Origin of the sequence: Kistimonas asteriae, from assembly GCF_018263925.1 — a bacterium.
Lineage (GTDB): Bacteria > Pseudomonadota > Gammaproteobacteria > Pseudomonadales > Endozoicomonadaceae > Kistimonas > Kistimonas asteriae.
On record NZ_JAEVHF010000011.1, the window covers coordinates 143,717 to 155,356 of the forward strand.

The following is an 11,640-nucleotide window of genomic DNA, read 5'->3' on the forward strand; positions in this document are numbered from 1 at the left end:
TGCATTCAAGACAAACAAAAATAACCATTTTTAGAGGTTATTTGTCAGCAGGCAGTGTTTTTATACTACCAGACCCGGTGTACGGAGCATTCCCCAGAACGGCAGTTTCCCTCCCGGTGTAAAACAGTGCTCGACCACACGGAACCCCATTGACTGGTACAAATGCGTGTTTCGCTCTCGTTGCGTCTCCAGATAACAAGGCTGCTGCCGTCGATCCAGATCCTGCAGTTTTTCACTTAACAACTGTTTGCCAATACCGCGTCCTTGCGCGTCAGGATGGACAGCAAGAAGGTTAAGATACCAATGTGGCCAGGGCATATGATGGAAACGCACAGCCTGACAGAACAGGGAAAAAGCCTGCATCCGACTACGGTACTGCTCCTCTAACGCATAGGTGTGCATAAAGGTCAGCTGAGGCAGCATGGGAGATACCGAGGGTGGCAGCCAGACAGCGACACCACAGACCGCATCAGAATCTGCATAGATCTCCGCGGTTTCCGGTAATGCCTTAAGATAATGGAGAAAATCCTGCTCCAGAGACGCCCTCAGATCAGGGATAGCCTGTCCATATTCAGCGAATAACTCATAATGCAGAAAAGCGGCAGCCAGAGTTTGGGCGGCTGCCGAAAAATCTGAGGAAAAAAGCCGTTTCACGCCAAAACAACCCTGATTTAATCTCAATATTGGCGCAGTCTATGATGATCGTCACCGGATCATGTTGACGCGAATCAGTCTCCGGGGTGCCATTCTTCTCAGTGCATGATGTTGCTCAAAAAAGGGGGGTTTATCCATCTATCCACACCTTTGTGCAAGCAATCACCACTCTCCAAAGTGCCGCAGGCGTTGCTGGTCAAGGTGTCGTTTATCGACCTTCAAATAGGCGGTTTGTTCTTCCACGATGACGGTCACTTCCTTTACCCCTGAGACAGAAGCGATCTGTTCATGGACACGGACGGCTTCGGTGGGTACAACAGGAAATAAATCCATGACCAGGCTGGTGACATAGCGAGGCTGACGCATGGTCATCACCAACAACCACCAAATGGCTGTCGCGGAACCACACACCACCAGCACACCAAGATGTCCGTAAGACTGATAGGCAACCCCACTCAGTGCCCCACCCAAACCTGCACCCAGAAACTGGCAGGTCGAATAGGCGCCCATTGCCGTACCACGATTTCCCGCCGGTGCCTGACGGCTCACCAAAGATGGCAATGTGGCTTCAAGGAAGTTAAAGGCGGCAAAAAAGAGGAAAACACTAATGATCAAGCCGATCAAACTGTCTCTCTCTGACCAGGCAACAATCTGGGCAACCAATAATAATGCAACCGCCCCGACCATCACTTGTTTCAGGCACTGCTTCCGTTCGCCGATCACAATGAGCGGCACCATCGCAACAAACGACAGAACCATCGTCAACAGATAGACCCACCAGTGTTGTTCACGCGGCAAGCCTGCAAGGTTCTGCAGATCCAGCGGGACAGTAATGAATAGCCCCATCAGAACAAAATGAAGGATGAAAATCCCGACATCTAAACGGAGCAATTGCTGATCTTTCAACGTGGCGCTGAGTTGCCCGGTAATGGTGGCGGTTTCACGATTAAACTTCTGAATGGCGGGAGTCGGAACTCCCCATGCAACAATCACCATCGCGGCCAGGGCAGCAACAGCCGTGACCATAAACAGCCCATCTATGCCTGTCAGTCGTGTAATCAGCGGCCCCAGCACCATCGCCACACAAAATGAGACACCAATACTCATGCCAACCATGGCCATGGCCTTGGTCCGATTCTGTTCACGGGTGAGATCAGACAATAGTGCAGTAATCGCTGCTGCGACCGCTCCCGCCCCCTGAAGGAAACGTCCCGCAATAATGCCAACTATGGAATCAGAAAATGCCGCCAACAGGCTGCCCAGAAAGAAGATGGCCAGCCCGATGAGGATAACGGGTTTTCTACCGATCCGGTCTGATAACAATCCGGCAGGAATTTGTAACAGCGCCTGGGTAATACCATAGGCGCCAATCGCCAGTCCGATTAATGCGGGCGTGCTGCCCTCAATCGTATCGGCATAAACAGCCAATACCGGAAGCAACATGAACAACCCCAGCATGCGCAGGGCGAACACAGCGGATAATGACAGCGAGGCTCTTACTTCCAGTTGATTCATACAAGCTACTTATCATTCTTTAGTCGGCGAAACAGCAGCATTGTATCAGTTGGAAGACACCTTATAGCAAGTACAGTGTTATGAAGCAGCTGCGCCCGAAGCCCCCCGCACCTCACGCCGGACAGTTTCATCATCAATGCGCTGATCGATGGATTTGATATCCTCAGTTTTATATCCCTGCAAGCCGGTATTATATTCCTGGATCTCCAGGTTCCCGCTATTAAGCAGTATGGAATGCCACAATTCCTGCTCTTCGGGTGTCAGCGGGGCACCCGGTTCAGGGACGTCACCACGCAGCTCACAACGTGCAGCCAGAAACTTCACCTCCGCATCCAGCATTCCCGTACGGTCTTTACCACTCTTGCAGTTCGACAACGGAATCCCCTTTAGAAGATGGGTGAGCAGCAGGATACGGGAAGGCATTTTATAGGCTTCTCCACGATCTTTATGATGCAGTTCTTTCTGAAATATCGTTCTGATCTGCCGCTCAAGCTGCCTGACGACCCTGAACTCTCTCCGTAAGGCAGCAATGCGACCTGAAATAACCTCAAACTCCTGAGAAGTCGCCATTGAGAGCCTGCCTTCCAGTGCCTCAAGTTTGGCCGCCTGATTATTGATATACTCCATGACCCATCCTCCGGGGATATCCGTTTTCTCTTCAGGGTTACCAATCAACCTCTCAAGGCTTGTTCGGTTCATAGCATCTGATACGTCCCATCCGACCAACGCATCAGGCACTGAAGGACCAATAGCGAAATAATTAACGCCAAAATTGAAACACAACATCCGTGTTGTCAGTCTGATCACCTGAGGGGTTCCATCCGGCCCCATAATATCCAGTATTATTGGCTGTTTCCCCGTCAGCTGACTGAAGGCTTCAGTCTGATCAGCCAGCATTCTCCTTTCATTATCCAACCCAGATCGTATCAAGTCAGGCGTCACCAACGATGTAGATACCAAATCGAGGTGTACTGACTTTTCAGGATGAGCAAAAGCCTGCTGCAACAATTCAGGGCGGAGACTAAGCGCAGCCAGTAATGATTCCTTCGCGCGCTGTAGATTGGCGACCTTTCGTTCGTCGCCTTCTATTCCATAGGCGGAATGAATGCCGTGCCGAACCCCCTGATAGAGCACATGCCCGGTCTCACGACTTCGCAAACTGGATGTCCAGAGATTCACGGCATGGTCTGCAGAAGTTATGGTCAATGAAGAAACACCGCCCCCCTGGTAACTGACCGGAAAAAAATCCTTATCCGTCGATACTGAGGAACGCATTTCAGCAGCAGGCGTCTGCTGACTCTCCAACATGCCAAGCGATCGATTTTCAATGGTTCCTTTTACTGCCTGCCACTTTTTTTGATTTAACCCCCTTATGATTTTGCCTTTCATTAACGGTTTCAAGTCTTTAGGGGGATACCCTGCCTTAACAAGGCGCCGCCTCAAGCTCACAGGATGCCCTTTGACTTCACGGATCAATCTTTTATCCGTCACTGGTTCGTGCGCTTGATCTTGCTCATTGGCCGTTAACAGACTTTGCAGCTCAGCTTCCAGTACATCGCGCAGTGCTAACAGTGGACGCGACATAAACCGGTTTTCATTAATCAGCTCTATCGCGACTAACAGATTCCGAACCCTGGCTTCATTTAACGCCCCCAGGCTGATAGAACTCTTCCACTTACCCGGACTGACTCGCCTTGTTGCCAAAAAGTGATCCAGGGGCTCAGATCTAATCGTACGCTCAGACAATCTCCGCGGCGTATTACCTGCACGAAACCTTGCTCTTAAATACGTAATAGGATTTCGAACGCTAATTAAACGACTAAGCCCTTGACGCCAACGAGTCCATCGTGAATTCGTCGTTTGTGTCTGATGTGAGCGATTGGGTCGCTGGTTGGAAGGGTTAACGCCTCCTGGCCGCATGTTGTCGTCCGTGTTTATTCCCCATTCTCAACACTATAGGATTACTGTTCGCAAGCAGTCCACATTAAAACCTGCATGACCTGACTGTAGCGCTTCTTTATAATAGCCGGTTCTCTGTAAGGAGTTGGCTTGTGGACCAGATAACTGTCCGTGGTGCAAGAACCCACAATCTCAAGAATATCAATCTGGATATTCCCCGCGATAAACTGATTGTCATCACTGGGCTGTCCGGTTCCGGGAAATCCTCACTGGCGTTTGACACCCTTTATGCGGAAGGTCAGCGACGCTATGTGGAGTCTCTGTCGACTTATGCACGACAGTTTCTGTCTATGATGGAAAAGCCGGATGTGGATCACATTGAAGGCTTGTCACCCGCAATCTCCATTGAACAGAAATCCACCAGCCATAACCCGCGTTCAACGGTTGGTACGATTACGGAAGTTTACGACTATCTTCGTCTTCTGTTTGCCCGCACCGGTATTCCCCGTTGTCCCAGACACCATCACCCACTGGAAGCACAAACTGTCAGCCAGATGGTTGATCAGGTGCTCGCCTTGCCAGAGGGTGAAAAAGTCATGATCCTTGCGCCGGTTGTACGGGACCGGAAAGGCGAACACCTGCACATTTTCAGTGAGCTGAAAAGTCAGGGCTTTATTCGCGCCCGCATAGACGGCATTGTGACCGATCTGGATACGCCACCGAGTCTGGACAAAAAACGCAAACACACGATTGAAGTTGTCGTTGACCGTTTCAAAGTGCGCGCTGACCTGCAGTTGCGTATTGCAGAGTCCTTTGAAACCGCGCTGGGTCTGACTGATGGGTTGGTTTCAGTCAGCTTCATGGATAGCGACCAGGACGACATTGTCTTCTCTGCAAAATATGCCTGCCCAGAGTGTGGCTACAGCCTCAATGAACTTGAGCCAAGGTTGTTTTCCTTCAACAATCCAGCCGGTGCCTGTCCGACGTGTGACGGCCTGGGGGTTCGGCAGTTTTTTGATCCGGACAGAATCATCCAGCATCCGGAACTGACCCTGGCGGAAGGCGCTATCCGTGGCTGGGATCGCCGCAGTGTCTACTATTTCCACATGCTGAAATCTCTGGCTGCCCATTGCGGCTTCGATATTGATACACCCTTCGATGAACTCTCTGCGGCACATCAAGAAGTCATTCTGCATGGTTCAGGGCATGAAGAGATCGATTTCAGCTACATCAATGATCGTGGCGATATATACCGCAAACGGCATCGGTTCGAAGGCATCATCCCTAATTTTGAACGACGTTACCGGGATACAGATTCGCAATCCGTTCGCGATGAGCTATCCAAATTCCTGGCTACGCAGGCCTGCCCGAAGTGTAAAGGCACCCGCCTGCGAGAAGAGGCACGGAATGTGTTTATCGAAGACAACACTCTGCCCGATATTACACGGCTGCCTGTTGAAAAGTCCCTTGCCTACTTCCAGAACCTGAGTTTACCGGGCCGTCGTGGTGAAATTGCGTCCAAAATACTCAAGGAGATTTCCGATCGTCTGAGTTTTCTGGTGAATGTTGGCCTCAATTACCTGACACTGGATCGCAGTGCAGAAACGCTGTCCGGTGGTGAAGCCCAGCGTATCCGACTCGCCAGCCAGATTGGCGCAGGTCTGGTAGGCGTCATGTATATCCTGGATGAGCCGTCTATCGGCCTTCACCAGCGTGACAATGACAGACTATTGAAAACCCTGACCCGTCTGCGTGATCTCGGTAATACTGTTATTGTCGTGGAACATGATGAGGACGCGATTCGCTCAGCAGATCATGTAATCGATATTGGCCCCGGTGCGGGTGTTCATGGCGGTTGCGTTATTGCACAAGGGGCACCGGACGACGTTATTGCGTCCCCCCAATCCCTGACTGGCCAGTATCTTTCGGGCGTTCTGGAAATTGCGATTCCAGCCAACCGGCATCCTGTGGATAAAAAGAAACTATTAAGCCTGTCAGGCTGCACGGGCAACAACCTGAAAAATGTAAACCTGGAGATCCCTGTTGGTCTGATGACGTGTATTACCGGTGTATCTGGCTCGGGTAAATCGACATTGATCAACAGCACGCTGTATCCCATTTGCGCCCATCACCTGAATGGGGCTACGACGCTCTCCTCTTCACCTTATCAAAAAATCACTGGTTTAGATCACTTCGATAAATGCATTGATATCGACCAGAGCCCCATTGGCCGGACACCTCGCTCTAACCCGGCCACCTATACGGGCATATTCACGCCTATCCGGGAGCTTTTTGCCGGCACCCAGGAAGCACGCTCGCGGGGCTACAAACCGGGTCGGTTCAGTTTTAATGTTAAAGGAGGCCGCTGCGAAGCGTGTCAGGGCGATGGCGTCATCAAGGTTGAGATGCACTTCCTGCCGGATATTTACGTCCCCTGCGACGTCTGTAAGGGCAAACGTTATAACCGTGAAACCCTGGATATCCAATACAAGGGTAAGAGCATTGATGAAGTGCTGGATATGACTGTCGAGGATGCTCTGGTGTTCTTTGATGCTATTCCTGCACTCAAGCGTAAACTGCAAACACTTATGGATGTCGGGTTGTCGTATATCCGGTTGGGCCAGAATGCGACAACACTCTCTGGCGGTGAAGCGCAACGGGTTAAGCTTGCCAAAGAGCTGTCCAAACGGGATACCGGCAAAACGCTATATATCCTGGATGAGCCGACCACCGGACTTCATTTTCATGATATCCAGCAATTGCTACAGGTACTCCACCGGTTGCGCGACCACGGCAACACGGTCGTAGTTATAGAGCATAACCTGGATGTTATCAAAACCGCTGACTGGTTGGTGGACCTTGGTCCGGAAGGGGGCGATGGCGGCGGTGAAATCATTGCAACGGGAACCCCGGAAGACGTTGCTGCAATCTCTGCATCACATACCGGTCATTTTCTTAAGCCCATTATTCAGAAGGCCAAAGCGGTGGCCTGACAAAATAAAAACCCGGCTACATGCCGGGTTTTTATTTTATATCTGAATTACGCCCTTATGCGTAAATCGCATTCGCTGCCTTGATTGACTCACCGGCTTTAAAGTTATATCCCTGCTTAAGCAATGCGGCTTCAAGTGCAGACAGACAGCTCAACACATTGGACTTGTTCGCAGCATAGCCCATTAATCCAATGCGCCAGACCTTACCGGCAAAAGCGCCCAGTCCTGCTCCAATTTCCAAGTTATAGTCCTTTAAAAGCTGGTTTCTTACTGCAGCATCATCGACCCCATCAGGTATGACAACGGCGTTAAGTTGAACCAAACGTTCTTTTTCAGGAACCAGCATCTCCAAACCAATGGCAGCCAAGCCAGCTGTTAGCGCACGGTGATGCAGCGCATGGCGCTCCCAGGCATTTTCCAGCCCTTCCTCCTGCAAAATGCACAAAGCCTCATGCAGAGCGTACAACTGATTCACAGGTGCTGTATGGTGGTAGGCGCGCTTCCCCTCACCTCCCCAGTAACCCATGATCAGGCTCATATCAAGGAACCAGCTTTTTACCTTGCTCTTCCTACCGTTAATCTTCGCGATGGCTGCGTCGCTGAAGCTGACTGGGGACAAACCCGGCACGCACGATAAACACTTCTGTGAGCCGGAATACACAGCATCAATACCCCATTGATCAATATTCAACTCACAACCGCCCAACGATGTGACACTATCGACAATCGTCAAACAGTCATGTGCTTTCGCCAAACGGCAAAGTGCTTCTGCATCGGATAATGCACCGGTTGATGTCTCTGCATGGACGAAGGCAAGAATGGCTGCATCCGGATGCTGAATCAGCGCGTCCTCAACGCTGGCCGGATCAACCGCACGCCCCCATTCAGATTCAACGATGATGGGTACACCACCAAAACGCTCGACATTCTCCTTCATCCGTCCGCCAAACACGCCATTGATGCAAACAATAACCTTGTCACCTTCGTCTACAAGGTTTGCAAAGCAGGCTTCCATACCCGCTGACCCTGGTGCTGAAATCGGTAATGTCAGGCGATTTTCCGTTTTGAACGCATACTGAATCAGTACCTTAAGTTCATCCATCATGCGGATAAATTCAGGATCCAGGTGACCGATCGTCGGACGGGAGAGTGCTTCTGTGATTCGCGGGTTAACATCGGAAGGGCCTGGGCCCATGAGTGTACGGCGTGGCGGATGGAATGAAGTAATTGTCATGCTCTTGTATCTTTTCGTTTTTTGGGAGACAAGCTGCCAGCAGGGTTCACATGGCAGAGCAACATTCGGTAGGCAGGATACACCAGAAAAAGGTTAAGTGCGCGCCCCTCAAGGATATTCATATCGGCACTGAATTTCAGGCATAAAAAAACCGGGCTTAAAGCCCGGTTTTTTTTGCTGATTTACTCTTCGTCAGCTGCAACATCTGCAGGACGATCAACCAGCTGTACGTATGCCATAGGTGCATTGTCACCGTTACGGAAACCACACTTCAGGATACGGATATAACCGCCAGGACGATCCTTGAAACGGGGTCCCAGATCGGAGAAAAGCTTGCCTACGGCTGCTTTGCTGCGAAGACGGTCAAACGCCAAACGGCGGTTGGCTACGGAGTCTTCCTTAGCCAGGGTGATCATGGGCTCTGCTACACGGCGAAGTTCTTTCGCCTTGGGCAGAGTGGTCTTGATCATTTCATGTTCAACCAGGGACGCAGTCATATTACGGAACATCGCGGTGCGATGTGAACTCGTCCGGCTGAATTTTCGTCCACTTTTACGGTGACGCATAACTCTGATTCCTTACCAGTTGCCTGGCACTTAAGCTGAAACCTTGTCGTCGCTCTTGAGGCTTGCCGGCGGCCAGTTGTCCAGGCGCATGCCCAGACTCAGACCACGAGATGCCAGCACGTCTTTGATCTCGGTGAGTGACTTTTTACCCAGATTCGGGGTCTTGAGCAGCTCTACTTCGGTACGCTGAATCAGGTCACCGATATAGTAGATGTTCTCTGCTTTAAGGCAGTTTGCACTGCGTACAGTCAGTTCGAGATCATCAACGGGACGCAGGAGAATAGGATCGACTTCGTCTTCCTTATGCTCCGGCTCAGGTTCAGCGTCGCCTTCCAGGTCTACAAACACCGCCAGCTGCTGCTGGAGGATAGTAGCCGCACGGCGAATCGCTTCGTCTGGCTCAATCGTCCCGTCGGTTTCAAGATCAATGACGAGCTTGTCGAGGTTTGTACGCTGCTCAACACGCGCGTTTTCTACTACGTAGGAAACGAGATGAACCGGGCTATAGGTGGCATCCAGCTGCAAACGTCCGATTGAGCGGCTCTCATCATCATCTGAACGACGTGAATCAGCAGTTTCATAACCACGACCACGACAAACCTTAAGCTTCATATTGAAATCAGCTTTTTCGCCGAGGTGAGCAATGACGTGATCCGGATTCAGGATCTCGACATCGTGGTCAGGCTGGATATCAGCAGCTGTTACCACGCCCTCACCCTTTTTGCTTAAGGTCAAGACCGCTTCATCACGACCTGCCATACGAATTGCCAGACCTTTCAGGTTCAGCAGAATATCGATGACATCTTCCTGTACGCCTTCAACAGTACTGTATTCGTGCTGGACGCCGTCGATCTCGGCTTCGACGACAGCACAGCCAGGCATTGAAGACAGCAGGATACGGCGAAGCGCATTGCCCAGAGTATGACCAAAACCACGCTCAAGAGGCTCAAGCGTAATTTTCGCTCGGGTCGGGCTGAGCTCCTCAACATCAATGTGACGAGGAGTCAGAAATTCTGTAGCCGAGTTCTGCATGGATGAACACCCCACCTAGTTATCTATCCCTTACTTGGAGTACAGCTCGACGATCAAGTTCTCATTGATGTCGGCTGACAGATCACTCCGCTCTGGCAGCGCCTTGAAGGTGCCTTCTTTCTTCTTGGCGTCCACTTCTACCCAAGTCGGGAAACCACGCTGAGCAGCCAGTTCCAGAGCAGCGCCGATGCGCAGCTGGGTCTTGGACTTCTCACGGATGGCTACAACATCGCCGGCCTTGACCTTGTAAGAAGGAATGTTAACAGTTTTGCCATTAACGGTAATAGCCTTATGGCTGACCAGCTGGCGAGACTCCGCACGGGTAGAACCGAAACCCATACGGTAAACAACGTTATCAAGGCGGCATTCGAGCAGCTGCAACAGGTTGGAACCTGTTGCGCCCTTGATGCGATCTGCATCCTTGTAGTAGCTACGGAACTGCTTTTCCAGTACGCCGTAGATACGACGAACCTTCTGCTTCTCACGCAGCTGAACACCGTAGTCGGACAAACGACCACGACGCTGACCGTGCTGGCCAGGAATGACCTCAGCGCGGCATTTTGATTCAAACGGACGAACGCCGCTCTTCAGAAAAAGGTCTGTGCCCTCACGACGAGACAGCTTGCACTTAGGACCTGTATATCTAGCCATTTATCGTGACTCCTGCTTATACTCGACGCTTCTTGGGCGGACGGCAACCATTATGGGGAATGGGTGTAACGTCAGTGATGTTAGTAATCTTGTAGCCGCAAGCATTAAGCGCACGAACAGCAGATTCACGACCCGGGCCGGGTCCTTTAACACAGACGTCCAGATTCTTCAGACCGTATTCGGCAGCCGCACGACCGGCACGCTCAGCAGCAACCTGCGCTGCAAAAGGCGTGCTCTTACGGGAACCACGGAAGCCGGAGCCGCCGGAAGTTGCCCAGGTCAGGGTGTTGCCCTGGCGATCGGTAATGGTCACGATGGTGTTGTTAAAAGAAGCGTGGACGTGTGCTACACCATCCACTACCGTCTTTTTCACCTTTTTCCGTGAACGAGTACCTGGCTTTGCCATATCAGAAATTATCCTGTGTCAAGACAACTGGTTAAACCAGTGTATTACTTACGGATCGGCTTACGTGGGCCCTTACGGGTACGCGCATTGGTTTTAGTGCGCTGGCCACGAAGCGGAAGGTTACGACGATGACGGATGCCGCGGTAGCAGCCCAAGTCCATCAGTCGTTTGATGTTCATGTTGATTTCACGGCGCAGATCACCTTCGACGGTAAAGTTACCGACTTCGGTACGCAGCTTTTCAACTTCTTCTTCGCTCAGCTGACCCATTTTGGTCTCAGGCTTGATGCCTGTCACTTCACAGATCTTTTGAGCAGTCTGGCGACCTACGCCATAAACATAGGTCAGAGAGATAACAGTATGTTTGTTATCCGGAACATTGACGCCAGCAATACGGGCCATTCAATCGTCTCCGTTAAAGGTTTATCGCCTAGTGCAACGCGAAGGGCAAACCCTAGCCCGAAAAACGGTTAAGGATACATTTCGCACGCAAACAAATCAACCGCCTGATCAGATAAGATCAGGCGGAGTGTGATTCAAAACCCGAAGAACTCAGCCTTGGCGCTGCTTGTGTCGGGGTTCTGCGCTACAGATCACCCGAATGGTGCCGTTACGCTTGATGAGCTTGCAATTACGGCACATCTTTTTCACAGAAGCACGTACTTTCATCATTCTCTCCACTATCGGCAGA

The 11,640-nt window shown here is 51.2% G+C and carries 11 protein-coding genes; 1 reads left to right on the plus strand and 10 read right to left on the minus strand.

The window, feature by feature from the left end:
• Positions 1–60: 60 nt before the first annotated feature.
• The 3 genes from KHS78_RS22595 to KHS78_RS13615 form a co-directional block, all read right to left on the minus strand.
• Complete coding sequence (locus KHS78_RS22595) at positions 61–654, minus strand: GNAT family N-acetyltransferase (RefSeq protein ID WP_211829019.1); 594 nt, start codon at positions 652–654, stop codon at positions 61–63.
• Positions 655–816: 162 nt separating this feature from the next.
• Positions 817–2,169 (minus strand): MFS transporter, encoded by a 1,353-nt coding sequence (locus KHS78_RS13610; RefSeq protein WP_211829020.1) that lies wholly within the window; start codon positions 2,167–2,169, stop codon positions 817–819.
• Between the two features lie 78 nt (positions 2,170–2,247).
• The gene (locus tag KHS78_RS13615; RefSeq protein ID WP_211829021.1) at positions 2,248–3,873 is read right to left on the minus strand and encodes an inositol phosphate phosphatase SopB; all 1,626 of its coding nucleotides are present in this window, start codon (positions 3,871–3,873) and stop codon (positions 2,248–2,250) included.
• A 347-nt stretch (positions 3,874–4,220) separates the two neighbouring features.
• Between KHS78_RS13615 and uvrA the strand changes: the two genes are divergently transcribed.
• Positions 4,221–7,061 carry an excinuclease ABC subunit UvrA gene (gene uvrA / locus KHS78_RS13620; RefSeq protein WP_211829022.1) on the plus strand — a complete coding sequence of 947 codons (2,841 nt, stop codon included), beginning with the start codon at positions 4,221–4,223 and terminating at the stop codon, positions 7,059–7,061.
• Between the two features lie 55 nt (positions 7,062–7,116).
• Here the strand turns inward: uvrA and KHS78_RS13625 are convergent, their stop codons facing one another.
• The 7 genes from KHS78_RS13625 to rpmJ form a co-directional block, all read right to left on the minus strand.
• Positions 7,117–8,295 carry a pyridoxal-phosphate-dependent aminotransferase family protein gene (locus KHS78_RS13625; RefSeq protein WP_211829023.1) on the minus strand — a complete coding sequence of 393 codons (1,179 nt, stop codon included), beginning with the start codon at positions 8,293–8,295 and terminating at the stop codon, positions 7,117–7,119.
• A gap of 182 nt (positions 8,296–8,477) precedes the next feature.
• Positions 8,478–8,861 (minus strand): 50S ribosomal protein L17, encoded by a 384-nt coding sequence (rplQ, locus tag KHS78_RS13630; RefSeq protein ID WP_211829024.1) that lies wholly within the window; start codon positions 8,859–8,861, stop codon positions 8,478–8,480.
• Between the two features lie 30 nt (positions 8,862–8,891).
• Positions 8,892–9,893 (minus strand): DNA-directed RNA polymerase subunit alpha, encoded by a 1,002-nt coding sequence (locus tag KHS78_RS13635; RefSeq protein WP_211829025.1) that lies wholly within the window; start codon positions 9,891–9,893, stop codon positions 8,892–8,894.
• Positions 9,894–9,923: 30 nt separating this feature from the next.
• Positions 9,924–10,544 (minus strand): 30S ribosomal protein S4, encoded by a 621-nt coding sequence (gene rpsD, locus KHS78_RS13640; RefSeq protein ID WP_211829026.1) that lies wholly within the window; start codon positions 10,542–10,544, stop codon positions 9,924–9,926.
• Between the two features lie 16 nt (positions 10,545–10,560).
• Positions 10,561–10,950 (minus strand): 30S ribosomal protein S11, encoded by a 390-nt coding sequence (gene rpsK, locus KHS78_RS13645; protein WP_211829027.1) that lies wholly within the window; start codon positions 10,948–10,950, stop codon positions 10,561–10,563.
• Between the two features lie 44 nt (positions 10,951–10,994).
• Entirely contained in the window at positions 10,995–11,351 is a 357-nt protein-coding gene (gene rpsM / locus KHS78_RS13650; protein WP_211829028.1) for a 30S ribosomal protein S13, read from the minus strand.
• A 150-nt stretch (positions 11,352–11,501) separates the two neighbouring features.
• Positions 11,502–11,618 (minus strand): 50S ribosomal protein L36, encoded by a 117-nt coding sequence (gene rpmJ / locus KHS78_RS13655; RefSeq protein ID WP_211829029.1) that lies wholly within the window; start codon positions 11,616–11,618, stop codon positions 11,502–11,504.
• Positions 11,619–11,640: the final 22 nt, after the last annotated feature.